Source organism: Plantibacter sp. MPB07, from assembly GCF_046619465.1.
GTDB lineage: Bacteria > Actinomycetota > Actinomycetes > Actinomycetales > Microbacteriaceae > Plantibacter > Plantibacter auratus.
Genome location: NZ_CP177043.1, coordinates 3924453 through 3939044, shown reverse-complemented (window position 1 = coordinate 3939044; position 14592 = coordinate 3924453). Strand labels below are relative to the sequence as shown.

Genomic DNA, 14592 nt, shown 5'->3' with positions numbered 1-14592 from the left:
GGCGTTCCACCCGAGGACGGGCGGGCGAAGGGGCTCAGTGGAGCTTCTTCTGGACTTCCTTCTGGGCCTTCGCCGTGGCCTTCTTCGCGTTCTTCACGGCCTTCTTGCGCGCCTTCTCGACGCGAGGGTCGTTCCAGAACTCTTCTGCGGCGTGCTTGATCTCGCGGTACCGGGTGCGTCCGGCCTTCGCGCCGAGCGTGTAGGCACCGAAGGCGATGAGGCCGACGATGATGAGGAGGATCTTCTTACCCATGGTGTTGCTCCCTCTCCCACGGATCGCCGTGGGGCGTTGATGTGTCCCGATGGTTCTTCCCGCGACACTGGCATTCTGCGACGCGCGGCTGCGGATCAGCCGATTCGGACGGGGGCTTGCAATTGCGCCGGCACGTCCGGATCAGAGACGGTCACTGGAGGACGCGCTTCGGCTTGGCGGCGCGGAAGCCGCCACCGACCTCGACGAGGACGGGGAGCTCGACGCCGAGCAGGCGATCGAGCGACTCCACCGCCGTGCTGACGGTCTCCACCGCCGTGCGGGGCGAGACGCCGCGCCGGCAGGTGACGGCGACCTTGAGCGCCTGCGCCCGGTTCACGTCCCAGGCGGAGACGCGGACGGATGAGAACGCTTCGGTGTCGTCGAGCGCATCGCCGAGCGCGTTGGCCGCGACGTCCGTCTCGAGCACGATGTCGCCGTGCTCGACGGTCGCGCGATGCACGACGCCGGAACGGCCACGACCCTGACGCAGGACGAACGAGATGAGCAGGGCGGCGACGATCACGAGCAGCACGATCCCGACGATCGGGACGAGGACCGGGGCCGTCTGTCCGGCGTCCGCGCCGGGCGCAGCGGCGAACGGGTTCCAGGCGAACCAGCCGTCGATCGTGTCGAGCACCGCGTCACGGTTGTCGCGCCACCAGTCGGCGACGACGGGCACGGTGACGACGGCGAGCGCCGCCGCCCCGATCACGACGAACACGAGTCCGATGAGGAGGATGAGCAGACGGTTCAGTCCGCGGTTGGTGGAGTTCACTGTCCGACCTTCCCGTTCGACGAGATGGAGGTGGTCGCCCGGAGCGACGGCTGCAGGCCGAACGCGTCGAGGTCGGCGGCGACGGCGCGGTCGACCTCGGACCGGTCGACGGGCATGCCGCTGGCGGGGGTGATCCGGATCGCGGCGCTCCGCCGGCCGACGGCCACGGAGGTGCCGTCAGGATGCGTGGCAGCCGTCGTCGAAGCGCGCTGTGCGAGGGCCGACGCGATGACCTCGTCATCGACGACCGCGAGTACGCGCCCGGTCGACAACAGATGGCGGTGACGACGCCCCGGTCCGAGCGCGATCCCGATGAGGACCACCCCGAGCAGGAGCACGAGTGCGCCTGCGACGGCGAGGATGACGGGCTGCGTCGTCGGCAGGCTGGCCGCGGCTCCCGGGATCTCACCCGGGGCGACGAGGAGCGGGCGGACGCCGATGAGGGCGAGCACCGTCTCCACGGCGATCCAGAGCGCGACGAGCACGAGCAGGACCGCGAGGAGGATCGCGGCGGTCGAGCGCGGCGAGTGCAGTTCGCGGCGAGCCAGGCGCCGGAGCACCCGCGTCGGGCCGGTGACCGGGGTCGTGGCTGTGGGGGTCATGACACGCGTCCTTCCTGGTCGATCTCGAGTCCGCTCACGCGGATGGAGACGCGCGAGACGCTCGAACCGGACAACTGCTCGACGCGAGCGGCGATGGCACCGGTGGCGGCCGAGACGCGCTCGACGATGGAGCCCCCGGAGCGCTGGAGCGCGTCGGGGGTGGCCGAGACGCGCGCCAGCGGGATCGCACGCATCGGCGAGGTGACGATGAGCGCGAGTGCGCCCCGGTCGTCGGCCAGCTCGACCTTCACGCGTCCCGCCGGGACCCCGAGCGATTCGGCCGCGATGTTCACGGCGACGTGCTCGAGGGCCTTCGCGGTGATCCGCGTCCGGCCCGGCCCGCCGTGCGGGTGCACGCCGGGAGCTTCGGCGACCGAGGGGACACCCCGGTCGAGGACGGCGGTGGTCATGACGAGACGCGCTTCCCGCGGACGGCGTCGACGATCGCGTTCAGGTCGGTCTGGCCGGTGACGATGCGGGCCACGAGGGCGCCGATCCCCATCGCGACCGCGACGAACACGAACGCCCAGAACCCGAAGGCCACCCAGCTGAGTGCGAGGACGGCACCGATCAGGATGCCGGTGTTGGTGGCGGTCACTGGACTCGCGCCTCGGCGTTCTGGTCCTCGTCGTCGGACGGGATGAAGACGTCGCTGACGGTCACGTTGACCTCGGTGACCTCCATGCCGACGAACTGCTCGATCGCGCGGATGATGGAGGCGCGGACCTCGCTCGCGACGGCCTGCAGGTCGACCGGGTAGTCGGCGACGATCACGACGTCGACGGCGACCTGGGTCTTGCCGACCTCGACGCGGATGCCCTGCGACAGGTCGGAGGAGCCGATGGCGTCGCGGATGGCACCGAAGGCACGGGCTGCGCCACCACCGAGGGCGTGCACGCCGCGGACCTCGCGGGCTGCGATGCCGGCGATCTTCGCGACCACGCCGTTGTCGATGACCGTCTTGCCGTGGGTGTTCGTCTGCGTGGCGGCGTTGTTCTCGCCGACGACACCCTTCGTGACGGTGGGCTTCGGGGAGTTGGTGGTGTTCGACATGGTGTTGCCCTTCCTGGTTCGTCTCGAGCGAGCGGTTGATCGCTTCGTTGGTGATAGGACGCAACCATCGCACCGATCGTCACGGTCGATCTCGAAGCTCGTGAAGAGACCGCGAATCAGGCACCGCACCGTGACGAATCGGCGTCGACCTCCGACGCCCACCCGAGGATCTGTTCGTCGCCGCGCGCCGCTAAGATTGGTGGGTCCGGCATCCCACCACTTCCTTTGGAGTCCTGCCCTCGTGACGACCACCACCCCCACCAGCTCCGCCGTCGCCGACACCGTCGAGAACGCCGTCGCGACACCGGACCGAGAGCAGCCCTACGGCGCCCTCGGCCTGAAGGCCGACGAGTACGCGAAGATCCGCGAGATCCTCGGCCGTCGTCCCACGAGCGGCGAGCTCGCCATGTACTCGGTCATGTGGAGCGAGCACTGCTCCTACAAGTCCAGCAAGATCTACCTGCGCCAGTTCGGCCAGAAGGTCACCGACGACATGAAGAAGAACCTCATGGTCGGCATGGGCGAGAACGCCGGCGTCATCGACGTCGGCGAGGGCTGGGCCGTGACCTTCAAGGTCGAGAGCCACAACCACCCCTCCTACATCGAGCCCTTCCAGGGTGCGGCCACGGGCGTCGGCGGCATCGTCCGCGACATCATCTCGATGGGTGCCCGACCGGTCGCCATCATGGACCAGCTCCGCTTCGGCGACATCGACCACCCCGACACCGCGCGCGTCGTGCACGGTGTCACCGCCGGCATCTCCTCCTACGGCAACTGCCTGGGCCTGCCGAACATCGGCGGCGAGACCTACTTCGACAAGGTGTACCAGGGCAACCCGCTCGTCAACGCCCTGTCGGTCGGTGTCCTGCGTCACGAGGACCTCCGCCTCGCCAACGCCTCGGGTGTCGGCAACAAGATCGTCCTCTTCGGTGCCCGCACCGGTGGCGACGGCATCGGCGGCGCCTCCATCCTCGCGTCCGACTCCTTCGACGCGAACGGCCCGACGAAGCGTCCGGCCGTCCAGGTCGGCGACCCGTTCGCCGAGAAGGTGCTCATCGAGTGCTGCCTCGAGCTCTACCGCGACAGTCTCGTCGAGGGCATCCAGGACCTCGGTGCCGCCGGCATCTCCTGCGCCACGAGCGAGCTCGCAGCGAACGGCGACGGCGGCATGTTCGTCGAGCTCTCGCACGTGCTGCTGCGCGATCCCTCGCTCACGCCCGAGGAGATCCTCATGTCGGAATCGCAGGAGCGCATGATGGCCGTCGTCGAGCCGGGCAAGCTCGACGCCTTCCTCGCGGTCACCGACAAGTGGGACGTCGAGACCTCCGTGCTCGGCGAGGTCACCGACACCGGTCGCCTCGTCATCAACTGGCACGGCGAGGAGATCGTCAACGTCGACCCCTCGACCGTCGCGGTCGACGGCCCGGTCTACGAGCGCCCGGTCGCCTACCCCACCTGGATCGACGCCCTGCAGGCCGACTCCGCGTCGGCCCTCCCCCGCACGGACGCCCCTGCCGAGCTGGAGCAGCAGTTCCGCTCACTCCTCGGCTCGGCGAACCTCGCCGACAAGAGCTGGATCACCAACCAGTACGACTACTACGTCATGGGCAACACGGCGCTGTCCTTCCCTGACGACGGCGGCATGATCCGCGTCGACGAGGAGTCCGGCCTCGGCTTCGCCATCGCGACCGACGCGAACGGCCGCTACTGCCAGCTCGACCCGCGCCAGGGCGCGCAGCTCGCGCTCGCGGAGGCCTACCGCAACGTCGCCGTCACCGGTGCCGTCCCGGCCGCCGTCACCGACTGCCTGAACTTCGGCTCGCCGGAGAACCCCGAGGTCATGTGGCAGTTCTCGGAGGCCGTCGCCGGCCTGTCGGACGCCTGCCTCGAGCTCGGCGTGCCGGTCACCGGCGGCAACGTGTCGTTCTACAACCAGACGGGCGACGTCCCGATCTTCCCGACGCCCGTCGTCGGCGTCCTCGGCGTGATCGACGACGTCGCGCGCCGCATCCCGAGCGGATGGCAGGACGAGGGCGACAACCTCTACCTCCTCGGCACCACGTCACTCGAGCTCGACGGCTCCGCCTGGGCCGGGACGATCCACGACCACCTCGGTGGCCTGCCGCCGAAGGTCGACCTCGCCGGCGAGAAGACGCTGGCCGAGCTGCTGCACGCCGCTGCCAAGGAGGGCCTCGTGTCCTCCGCCCACGACCTCTCCGACGGTGGTCTCGCTCAGGCGCTCGCGGAGAGCGTCATGCGCTTCGGTGTCGGTGCCCGGGTCTTCCTCGGTGAGCTGCTCAGCCGCGACGGTGTCGACCTCACGACCGCGCTCTTCTCCGAGTCGACCGGTCGCGTCATCGTGTCCGTGCCGCGCGAGGACGACGTCAAGTTCCAGGGCCTGTGCGCGGGTCGCGGCTACCCGGTGCTGCGCATCGGCGTGACCGACGCCTCCGCCGTGGGCGACGCGACGGAGCCCGCCCTCGAGATCCAGGACGTCCTGACCATCCCGGTCTCCGAACTGCGCCGCGTCTCCAAAAGCGTCCTCCCGGAGCGGTTCGGTCCCGTCATCGGCTGAGCGCCCCGCCTGCACACAGCCCCTGCGCCCGACGGTGTGGGGGCTGTGCTGTGTCAGGAGAGGCCAGCGCGGGGCCGACGCGTGAGCTGCATCGAGGTGGCCGCTCCGTCGCCAGAGGATCAGATCGCCGGGTGGGCGGATACCCGAAACCCACCCACCCGACTCACCACCGGGCGCTCAAGCCAGGAACCCGAATGTCCTGACCGGCGTCTCCGGCAGTGGTGTCGCAAGCGACGACTTCAGCATATCAGCATTTGGAATGCTTCACTGAAGCGTCGCGGCCATCCCCCACAGTCGTTCCACGGCCAGTTCCGCAGCGATCGCGTCCCCCTCCGCGACCGCATCCCGGAGGATCGGGAAGTCCACCGCGAGTGACGGCCAATCGAGCCAGTCGGTGTCGGCGGTGACCTCGAGTTGCGGCGACAGCAGCGCGAGTGCGTCGCGAGCGGTCGTGACCAGGATGCGATTCGGGCAGAGGGCGACGAGATGGTCCATGAGCGGCCACGAGAGCTCGGCGTAGGCGACCGGGTCCTGCAAGCCGATCACTCGCGACACCTCGTCCAGCTCGGCGACGAGCGCCGCTCGGTCGGCGTCCTCGAGGACGGGCACGGTCACCCGCGTCACGCCACCCAGCAGCGCCCCGAGCGTCTGGAAGAGATGGATCCGCCGATGGCGGGGCCTGCTGGCCGTCGAATCTGCCGACATGCGTCCCACCTTCCTGCCGCTCCGAGGTACGCCGTGCGCGCCAGGATATCAAGGCTCGGCGCACCCGGCTGCACCTGTGCATCCGGCATGTTCACCAACACATGAGGCACAAAACTATCCAACACACCTTGGATATCGGTATTCTGAACTGGTCATATCCCAGCTCGACGATCGGAGTCCCATGCCTGTTCCCAAAACCGTCGAGACGAGCCCTCGGAAGCTCCTGCGCGACATCGTCTTCGAGCAGCTCCTGACGGCGATCGAAGACGGCACCCTCGAGCCCGGCGAGCGCCTCAACGACGAAGAGCTCGAGAAGTGGCTCGGCGTCTCGAGGACCCCGATCCGCGAAGCGATCAGCAAGCTCGCCGACATCGGACTGGTCGAGACCGCACCGCAGCGGTACACCCGCGTCGCGAAGCCCACCGCCGAGCAGTACGCCGAAGCACTGCGCCTCCTGAACGGCTTCCACGAGCTCAGCGCGCGGTGGAGCATCCCGCAGTTCACCGACGAGGACGTCGCGGCGTTCCGCGAACTCGGCGACGCCGTGCTCGCGGACATCGAAGCGCGTGACAAGCACGTCCTCCGGTCGTCCTCCGCCTTCGCCGACTTCATGGTCGAGCGTTCGGGCAACTCGCTGCTGCAGCAGGTCGCCCGTCAGATGAACACCCGGGTGACCTACACCTCGCTGCCGACGATCGACTTCTTCCAGTGGGACATCTTCGCCGCGTACGTCACCGGGCTGGTCGCGGCCGCCGAGGCACGTAGCGCCGAGGACGCCGAGCGCGTCATGCGCAAGCAGGCCGAGGCCACCGACGCCTTCCTCGAGCAGGTCATCGCCGCCGGTGGAGGACTGCCCGCCGCGAGCTAGCCGGCGAACAGGGCCATCGAGCCGCAGAGCGTCACAGAGCCGCCTCCCGATCGGGAGGCGGCTCTGCACGTTGTACGGTGGACCGTCGGTCGCGTGACCGCGCATCATCTGGCAACGGACCCGATCGGAGCACTGCAGTGGGGATCCTCCTCTGGCTCTTCGACGCGACGTTCAGGGTCGGCGACCAGGTGGTCCTCTGGCGGGAGGTCGTCGGCAACCTGTTCGGCCTGGCGAGCGCCCTCGGCGGCATGCGTCGCCGTGCCTGGGCCTGGCCCGTCGGCATCATCGGCAACGCACTCCTCCTGACCGTCTTCCTCGGCGCGGTCTTCCACACGCCGAACCCGACCAACCTGCTGGGGCAGGCGGGCCGCCAGCTCATGTTCATCGTCGTGTCGATCTACGGCTGGGTGCAGTGGCGACGGGTCGAGCGGGTCGAGGCGACGACCGGTCCGGTCGCCGTGATCCGGCCCCGCTGGGCCGGCTGGCGTGTGCGGCTCGTCCTCGTCGGCCTCCTGCTCGGCGGCACGCTGCTCCTGATCCCCGTGTTCCGGGCACTCGGTTCCTACGAGCCGGTCTGGGCCGACGCGTGGATCTTCATGGGCTCCCTGCTCGCGACCTGGGGGATGGCGAAACGCTGGGTGGAGTTCTGGCTCATCTGGGTCGCGGTCGACCTCGTCGGCGTACCGCTCCTGTTCGGCGCCGGGTACTGGGTCTCGGCGTCGATGTACCTGTTCTACGGGGCGTTCACCCTCGCCGGTTTCTTCGTGTGGGCCCGCGGCGAGCGCGTCGCCACGTCGCGCTGAGCTGACGCCTCGGTGCCGGCGTCCGGGCCGCTCGGCGGGAACGTGACGGTCACCACCAGCCCACCCTCCGACCGCGCGGCGAGCTTGAGCGCAGCCCCGTGCACCTCGGCGATGCTCTCCACGATGGCGAGTCCGAGCCCGCGTGACCGCTCCGGACCCCGCGCGACCCGGCCGCCGGCGCGGTAGAACGGTTCGGTGAGCCTCGCGACCACGTCCACCGGGATCGACTCCCCGGAGTTCTCGACCCGGAGGACCACCGCGCCGCCCGACGGACCGCCCGACCGGCGCACCGAGACCCGCACGAAACCACCGTCGACGTTGTGCCGGACGGCGTTCTGCAGGAGGTTCCCGCACAGCTGGTGCAGCATGGCCTCGTCGCCCCAGACCGCGAGGTCCTGCACCTCGGCCGTGCAGTCGATCCCGCGCGCTCGAGCCGCGGAGGCTGCGGCGACGCAGGCCTCGGAAGCCACCTCTCCGAGTGCCACGTTCTCACCCCGCAGCTCCGAGTGCTCGAGGTCGGCGAGGTCGAGCACGGCCTCGACGGTCTGGATGCTGCGCGTGTTCGTCTCACGGAGCCGGGCGATGAGTCCCCTGACGGTGTCGTCGTCGAGGTCGTCGCTGGTCGCGGCGACGTCGAGCATCGCCTGGGTCGTCGCGAGCGGGGTCCGCAGCTCGTGCGAGGCGTTCGCCGCGAACCGTTGGTGGGCGCGGAACGACCGGTCGAGCCGCTCGAGCATGTGGTCGAAGGTGTCGGAGAGGTCGGTGATCTCGTCCCGCGGGCCGGCGAGGGCGACCCGATGGTCGAAGGATCCCGTCGCCGCCCGCTGCGCGGCCACGTTGATCGCGTGCAGCGGGCGCAGCAGCCGGCCCGACAGGATCCAGCCACCCCACGCGCTCGCCGCCGCGAGGACGACGAGCACGATGAGCGACCAGACGAGGAGCGTGTTCAGGATGTCGCTCTGGTCCGAGACGACGAGGGCCGCAGTACCGTTCGCCGAGGTCAGCCCCTCGGCCGGCTGATAGGTGGCCGCCCCGGCGACCTCGGTCGGCGCGGTCGCCCGCCAACGGGTCGCGCCGTCGATGGCCTCGTCGGTCCGCACCGCGGTGATCGCGTACGTCGGGACGTACCGCATGAAGGCGTAGATGAGCGCGAGCATGATCGAGCCGGCGACGGTGAACAGCAGCGCGTACGTCAGCGTCAAGCGCAGACGCACCGTCAAGCGGTTCGGGCGGCTGAGCAACCCTGCGGCGTCGGAACGGGGCATCAGTCGCCCTCGATCCGGTAGCCCGCCCCAGGTACGGTCGTGATCACCCACGGCGAGCCGAGGCGTCGGCGGAGGTTCGAGATGGTCACGCGGATGGTGTTCGTGAACGGGTCGACGTTCTCGTCCCAGGCCTTCTCGAGGAGGGTCTCGGCGCTCACGACCCCGCCGTCGGCGAGCATCAGCTGCTCGAGGACCGCGAACTCCTTCCGTGACAGCTTCACGTACACGCCGTCGCGGAAGACCTCCCGCCGGAACGGGTCGACTCGCACTCCGGCACGCTCGAGGATCGGAGGGCGCGACTCCGCCGTGCGCCGGGCGAGCGCGCGGAGCCTGGCCACGAGCTCCGGGAATTCGAACGGCTTCACCAGGTAGTCGTCGGCGCCGAGGCCGAGGCCGGACACGGTGTCGTCGAGTCGGCGTGCCGCCGTCAGCATCATGACGCGGACACCGGGATGCTCGGCGACCACCGTTCGGCACACCTCGTCGCCGTGGGTGCCCGGCAGGTCGCGGTCGAGCAGCAGGACGTCGTAGTCGTTGATCGTGAGCGCCTCGAGGGCTGCGTCGCCATCGTGGACGAGATCCGCGGCGACGGCCTCCTGTCGGAGACCGGCTCGGATCGCCTCGGCCAGATAGACCTCGTCCTCGGCAACCAGGACGCGCATGATGTTCCTCTCGATGGGGTGTGATGACACCCGGATCGTACGGACGCCGATCGAGCAACCCCCGAGTGTCGGTTATCTATCGTGCCGTTCGGGACGTTCAGAGAACGTCAACGTTTTCCTTGACGCCCGGACAACGCGCCGCCGAGTGGACTGGTCGTCACCAGTCAGCCCCACCCACTGAGGAGTGCAGATGTCCGACATCACCATCACCCGTTCCGTCCGCCGTCCGGCCGGCAGACTCGCCGCATTCATCGCGATCCCGTTCCTCATCGGATCGTTGGCGGCCTGCAGCTCGGGCTCGCCCGACTCGAGCAGCCAGACCCCGAAGGCGGTGCAATCGTTCGACGACTGGCAGGTCGCCTTCGCCTCCTGCATGCGCGATGAGGGGGTCGACATGCCCGACCCCGAGCAGAACGGCTCTGGCGGTGCGTCCGTGACCCTCGGCGACGGAGACCAGGATGCCTTCCAGGACGCCTCCGCGACCTGCATCGATCGTCTCGGGACGCCTCCGGTACCCGCCGGAGGAAACCCCGCGGTCGCCGACGCCTTCGAGCAGCAGCTCGAGATGGCCGAGTGCTTCCGCGAACAGGGATACGAGATGGCCGACCCGGTGGAAGGGCAGGCCATGCAGATCCCCTCCGACGTCACGGAAGAGGTGATGGAGGCCTGCGGTCTCTCGTCCGACTCGAGCGCGCCGCTCGGCTCCACCGACCGATGAGCAACCGACGACGAGGGGTCGTCGTGGCCGTCTGCGTCGGCGCCGTCCTGCTTGCAGGCGGCGCCGTCGCGGCGGTCACGCTGGTACCGACGCAGGGGACGAACCAGGAGGAGCCGGTCAGCAGCATCCGCACCGGCACCGCTCCGATCACCGGCGGCGACCTGGCCGGCACGACGCAGGCGAGCGGCACCCTCGACTACGCGGACCAGCGCACCATCGGTGGTGGAGCCGGGATCGTCACGGCGGTGCCCGCTCCCGGCAGCACGGTCTCGCTCGGCGGCACCCTCTACGCCCTCGACAACGTCCCGGTCATGCTCCTCCACGGACCGCTCCCGACCTGGCGGGCGTTCGAGTCCGGTATGACCGACGGACCGGACGTCCGTCAACTCGAGATGAGCCTCGCGGCCCTCGGCTACTTCGACCGTGAACCGGACGACGAGTTCGCCGCGTCGACCGTGCGTGCAATCGAGCGGTGGCAGAAAGCCCTCGGCGTCGAGGAGACCGGACGCCTGGAGCTCGGATCGGTCGTCTTCATGACGGGCGACGTGCGGATCGCATCGGTCGACGCCGCGGTCGGCACCACCGCCTCGGACAAGATCGTCACCGTCTCGTCCCTCGTGAAGCGCATCGACGTCCCGCTGAAGCTCGCCGATCAGCGGCTCGGCGTCGTCGGGACGAAGGTCGACGTCAACCTCCCCGGCGGACAGCGGACGACCGGCACGGTCACCGATGTCGGCGTCCCCACCGAGTCGGATGCGGACGGACAGAAGAAGGTCACGATCCCGGTCGGCATCACGCTCGACGATCCGGCGGCCGCAGCCGATCTGCAGCGCGCGACCGTGACGGTCGGCTTCCCGACGGAACGACGTGAGAACGTCCTCTCCGTCCCGGTGGAAGCGCTCATCGCGATCGATGACACGACGTTCGGCGTCGAGGTCGTCGAGGGGAACGGGAAGCGCCGTCAGGTCCCGGTCACGACCGGTCTGTTCGCCGATGGTCGGGTCGAGGTCTCAGGTGACGGCATCCGCGAAGGTCTCGACGTCGTGGTGCCGGTGTCATGACCAAGACCATGACGGCATCGTCCGCCGCAGCCGATCGGCCGGCCTGCCCACCGATCATCCACCTCGAGGGCGTCACCCGCGAGTACGGTGAGCCGCCCACGCTCGCGCTCGCGGGTGTCGACCTCACGGTCGAGGAGGGCGAGTTCGTCGCCATCGTGGGGCCCAGCGGATCGGGGAAGTCCACGATGCTCAACCTCATCGGGACCCTCGACCGACCCACCAGTGGGACCGCCCGCATCGCGGGCTCGGACGTCGGACGCCTCTCGGACGCGAAGCTGTCGGCCCTGCGCGCCTACCGCATCGGCTTCGTCTTCCAGCAGTTCCACCTCGCCGACGGCGTCACCACGGTGGACAACGTCGCCGACGGCCTCATCTACGCCGGAGTACCTCGGGCCGAGCGCCGACGACGGGCGCACCTCGCGCTCGAACGCGTCGGACTCGGCCACCGGCTCGACCATCGGCCCTCGCAGCTCTCGGGCGGTGAGCGGCAGCGCGTCGCCATCGCGCGCGCGGTCGTCGGAGACCCACCCCTGCTGCTCGCCGACGAGCCGACGGGCAACCTCGATTCCGTCTCGGGCGCGAGCATCGTGGAGTTGCTGCACGAGCTCCACCGCGGTGGGACGACCATCGTCGTGATCACCCACGACGCCGAACTCGCAGCCCGACTGCCCCGTCAGGTGGCGATCCGCGACGGCCGCATCGTCGACGATTCAGGGAGGGCGGCATGACCGACCGCAACGGCGGCACCGAGGACGACCGTCGATCACGCCTGCTCGGTCGCGACATCCTCCGGCTCGGGACCACCGGGCTCCGCGCCCGCCCGACACGCGCGGTACTGTCGGCCCTGGGGATCGCGATCGGGATCGCCGCGATGATCGCCGTCGTCGGCATCTCCTCCTCCAGCCAGGCGAAACTGCAGGCGCAGCTCTCGGAGCTCGGGACGAACCTCCTGACCGTGCAGGCGGGCAAGAGCCTCTTCGGCCAGGACGCAGCCCTCCCGGAGAGCACCGTCGGCAAGGTCGGGCTCATCGACGGTGTGGAACAGGTCGGCGGCGCTGCGACCATCGACGGCGCCTTCGTGTACCGGAGCAGCTTCATCGACCGGGCCCAGAGCGGCGGTCTCGCCGTGACGGCCGTGACGGAGGGACTGCTCGACGTCGTCGGCGGCACCCTGGCGGCCGGCGACTGGCTGAACCGGGCGACGAGCGGCTATCCCACCGTCGTGCTGGGGTCGAAGGCCGCCGAACGACTCGGCGTCGCCACCGTCGGCTCGGTCATCCAGGTGGGCGAGCAGCCGTTCACCGTCGTCGGCATCCTGGACCCGATCGACCTCGCGCCCGAGCTCGACACGAGCGCGATGATCGGCGAGGCCGTCGCCGCCGAACGCTTCGGCTACGACGGCAAACCCACGATGGTGTACGAACGGTCGACGGACGAGCGCGTCGGCGACGTACGAGCGCTCCTCCCACGCACCGTCAACCCGGCGGCGCCCGAAGAAGTCGAGGTGTCCCGCCCCTCCGACGCCCTCGCCGCGAAGCAGGCTGCCGATCAAGCCTTCACCGGTCTCCTCCTCGGCCTCGGCTCGGTCGCGCTACTCGTCGGCGGCATCGGGGTGGCGAACACGATGGTCATCTCGGTCCTGGAACGCCGACGCGAGATCGGCCTCCGTCGCGCCCTCGGGGCCACGCGGGGCCACATCCGGTCCCAGTTCCTCACCGAGGCACTCCTCCTCTCCGCGCTCGGCGGGGTCGCGGGCGCCGCGATCGGTACCGGCGTCACGAGCGTCGTCGCCGCGGTGAACGACTGGCCGACGGCGGTACCCCCGGAGGTGCTGCTCGCGGGCGTCGGCGCGACCCTGGTGATCGGGGCGATCGCCGGCCTCTACCCGGCGATCCGAGCAGCCAGGACGCCACCGACCTCGGCCCTCAGCGGCTGAGTCGGGGCCGCCGCCTGACTGCTCCGACGCGGGCCCGCTCCAGGAGACCCTGGATCGGGCCCGCGCGGCCGGGTAGCGTGCAGCCCATGGACATCAGACTCGAGAACGTCGGGATCGCGGTCCGCGACCTCGAGGCGACGATCGCCTTCTTCACCGACCTCGGCCTCACCGTACTCGGCCGCGACACGGTGAGCGGCGAGTGGGCCGACACGGCCGTCGGCCTCGACGGCAATCACGCCAGGATCGCGATGTTGCAGACGCCGGACGGTCACGGACGCCTCGAACTCTTCGAGTACCTCCACCCGGACGCGATCGAGACCGAGCCGACACTGCCGAACGAGATCGGCATGCACCGCGTCGCATTCGCCGTCGACGACATCGACGAGGCGCTGGCGATCACCGCCAGACACGGCTGCTTCCCACTCCGCGGCGTGGCGGACTATCAGGGCGTCTACAAGCTCAGCTATGTGCGCGGGCCGAGCGGCATCATCGTCATGCTGGCCCAGGCGCTGCAGCCGGATCGAGCCGGCGAGTCGGCCTGAGGTCAGTCGGCGATCGACTCGGTGAGGGCGCGGACGATGGCCGGGAGCGTGCGCATCGCGAGCTCGCGCGGTGAGCCCTCATCGCCGTCCGGGTCCATGAGCACGGCCGTCTGGATGGCCGACTCGTAGAGGGCGACGACGATGTTCGCGATGTCGGGCGTCGGGATCGTGAACCGGACGTGTGCGAGTCCGGCAGCCTGGTCGAGCCACGCGGCGAGCTGTCGGCCAGCGCTCTCCTGGTGCTGCAGGTAGCGGGCTGCGACGTCGGCGTCGCGCATCGCCAGCATCCGGAACTCCGACTGCACGAGGCACCAGCGGCGGTCGTCCGGCTGGAGTTCGAGGAAGGCACGGATCAGGGCCTCGAGCGAACCCTCGGTGTAGCGGCCCGCTGCGTCGAGGAGCGACGGGCTGACCGCCTGCAGTCCGGCCTCCAGGCGATCGAGTCGGAGCTGGTTCTCACGCGACTCGAGGGAGAAGAACAGCTCCTCCTTCGAGTCGAAGTTGGAGTAGAAGGCGCCACGGGTGAAGCCCGCGCGCTCACTGATCTGCTCGACGGACGCCGCGTGGACGCCGAACTCGGCGAAGACCTCGTAGGCGGCGTCGACGAGCCGCTCGCGTGTCCGCTGCCGACGCGCGGACTCGACCGGAGCCTCGTCGCTCGGGGACTCGACCGCTTCGTGCACGCGCATCCTGACACCTTACTGACAGCTCGACCGACTTCTTGCCGATACACCACTGTATCCAATACAGTCGTGTATCGGATACACCGCTGTA

The 14592-nt window shown here is 69.7% G+C and carries 18 protein-coding genes; 8 read left to right on the top strand and 10 right to left on the bottom strand.

Going from position 1 to position 14592, the window contains the following annotated elements; all coding sequences use genetic code 11:
- Window positions 1–34 precede the first annotated feature (34 nt).
- From ACLIME_RS18450 to ACLIME_RS18425, 6 genes are all read right to left on the bottom strand, one after another.
- Entirely contained in the window at window positions 35–253 is a 219-nt protein-coding gene (locus ACLIME_RS18450) for a hypothetical protein (RefSeq protein ID WP_064294172.1), read from the bottom strand.
- A 151-nt stretch (window positions 254–404) separates the two neighbouring features.
- The gene (locus ACLIME_RS18445) at window positions 405–1028 is read right to left on the bottom strand and encodes a hypothetical protein (RefSeq protein ID WP_411557862.1); all 624 of its coding nucleotides are present in this window, start codon (window positions 1026–1028) and stop codon (window positions 405–407) included.
- The gene (locus ACLIME_RS18440) at window positions 1025–1630 is read right to left on the bottom strand and encodes a DUF6286 domain-containing protein (RefSeq protein WP_137242342.1); all 606 of its coding nucleotides are present in this window, start codon (window positions 1628–1630) and stop codon (window positions 1025–1027) included. Before ACLIME_RS18440 ends, ACLIME_RS18445 begins: the two co-directional genes overlap by 4 nt.
- Window positions 1627–2040 carry a hypothetical protein gene (locus ACLIME_RS18435; RefSeq protein WP_079705038.1) on the bottom strand — a complete coding sequence of 138 codons (414 nt, stop codon included), beginning with the start codon at window positions 2038–2040 and terminating at the stop codon, window positions 1627–1629. The genes ACLIME_RS18440 and ACLIME_RS18435 overlap by 4 nt, the downstream gene beginning before the upstream one ends.
- Window positions 2037–2228, bottom strand: a complete 192-nt coding sequence (locus tag ACLIME_RS18430) for a DUF2273 domain-containing protein (protein ID WP_056008790.1) — start codon at window positions 2226–2228, stop codon at window positions 2037–2039. The genes ACLIME_RS18435 and ACLIME_RS18430 overlap by 4 nt, the downstream gene beginning before the upstream one ends.
- Window positions 2225–2683 (bottom strand): Asp23/Gls24 family envelope stress response protein, encoded by a 459-nt coding sequence (locus ACLIME_RS18425; protein WP_411557861.1) that lies wholly within the window; start codon window positions 2681–2683, stop codon window positions 2225–2227. The genes ACLIME_RS18430 and ACLIME_RS18425 overlap by 4 nt, the downstream gene beginning before the upstream one ends.
- A gap of 241 nt (window positions 2684–2924) precedes the next feature.
- Here ACLIME_RS18425 and purL point away from each other — a divergent pair, with 241 nt between their 5' ends.
- Window positions 2925–5258 (top strand): phosphoribosylformylglycinamidine synthase subunit PurL, encoded by a 2334-nt coding sequence (gene purL / locus ACLIME_RS18420; protein ID WP_411557860.1) that lies wholly within the window; start codon window positions 2925–2927, stop codon window positions 5256–5258.
- Between the two features lie 264 nt (window positions 5259–5522).
- On the opposite strand, the gene ACLIME_RS18415 is transcribed toward purL, so the two are convergent.
- Complete coding sequence (locus ACLIME_RS18415) at window positions 5523–5963, bottom strand: hypothetical protein (RefSeq protein ID WP_411557859.1); 441 nt, start codon at window positions 5961–5963, stop codon at window positions 5523–5525.
- Window positions 5964–6144: 181 nt separating this feature from the next.
- Here ACLIME_RS18415 and ACLIME_RS18410 point away from each other — a divergent pair, with 181 nt between their 5' ends.
- Together ACLIME_RS18410 and pnuC are read left to right on the top strand one after the other, a co-directional pair.
- Window positions 6145–6831 carry a GntR family transcriptional regulator gene (locus tag ACLIME_RS18410; protein ID WP_064294165.1) on the top strand — a complete coding sequence of 229 codons (687 nt, stop codon included), beginning with the start codon at window positions 6145–6147 and terminating at the stop codon, window positions 6829–6831.
- A 137-nt stretch (window positions 6832–6968) separates the two neighbouring features.
- Complete coding sequence (gene pnuC, locus ACLIME_RS18405; protein WP_079705035.1) at window positions 6969–7634, top strand: nicotinamide riboside transporter PnuC; 666 nt, start codon at window positions 6969–6971, stop codon at window positions 7632–7634.
- Here the strand turns inward: pnuC and ACLIME_RS18400 are convergent.
- Window positions 7565–8899 (bottom strand): sensor histidine kinase, encoded by a 1335-nt coding sequence (locus tag ACLIME_RS18400; RefSeq protein ID WP_411557858.1) that lies wholly within the window; start codon window positions 8897–8899, stop codon window positions 7565–7567. The two genes, pnuC and ACLIME_RS18400, sit on opposite strands and share 70 nt — an antisense overlap.
- Window positions 8899–9561 (bottom strand): response regulator transcription factor, encoded by a 663-nt coding sequence (locus tag ACLIME_RS18395; RefSeq protein WP_411557857.1) that lies wholly within the window; start codon window positions 9559–9561, stop codon window positions 8899–8901. The genes ACLIME_RS18400 and ACLIME_RS18395 overlap by 1 nt, the downstream gene beginning before the upstream one ends.
- A 190-nt stretch (window positions 9562–9751) precedes the next feature.
- Between ACLIME_RS18395 and ACLIME_RS18390 the strand changes: the two genes are divergently transcribed.
- From ACLIME_RS18390 to ACLIME_RS18370, 5 genes are all read left to right on the top strand, one after another.
- Window positions 9752–10279: a hypothetical protein gene (locus ACLIME_RS18390; protein WP_137242347.1), complete on the top strand. Its 528-nt coding sequence runs from the start codon at window positions 9752–9754 to the stop codon at window positions 10277–10279.
- Window positions 10276–11340, top strand: a complete 1065-nt coding sequence (locus tag ACLIME_RS18385) for a peptidoglycan-binding protein (protein ID WP_411557856.1) — start codon at window positions 10276–10278, stop codon at window positions 11338–11340. Before ACLIME_RS18390 ends, ACLIME_RS18385 begins: the two co-directional genes overlap by 4 nt.
- Window positions 11337–12068, top strand: a complete 732-nt coding sequence (locus tag ACLIME_RS18380; RefSeq protein WP_411557855.1) for an ABC transporter ATP-binding protein — start codon at window positions 11337–11339, stop codon at window positions 12066–12068. Before ACLIME_RS18385 ends, ACLIME_RS18380 begins: the two co-directional genes overlap by 4 nt.
- Window positions 12065–13276: an ABC transporter permease gene (locus tag ACLIME_RS18375; RefSeq protein ID WP_411557854.1), complete on the top strand. Its 1212-nt coding sequence runs from the start codon at window positions 12065–12067 to the stop codon at window positions 13274–13276. Before ACLIME_RS18380 ends, ACLIME_RS18375 begins: the two co-directional genes overlap by 4 nt.
- Before the next feature lie 86 nt (window positions 13277–13362).
- The gene (locus ACLIME_RS18370; protein WP_411557853.1) at window positions 13363–13818 is read left to right on the top strand and encodes a VOC family protein; all 456 of its coding nucleotides are present in this window, start codon (window positions 13363–13365) and stop codon (window positions 13816–13818) included.
- 2 nt (window positions 13819–13820) lie between these two features.
- On the opposite strand, the gene ACLIME_RS18365 is transcribed toward ACLIME_RS18370, so the two are convergent.
- Entirely contained in the window at window positions 13821–14507 is a 687-nt protein-coding gene (locus ACLIME_RS18365) for a TetR/AcrR family transcriptional regulator (protein WP_411557852.1), read from the bottom strand.
- Window positions 14508–14592 lie beyond the last annotated feature (85 nt).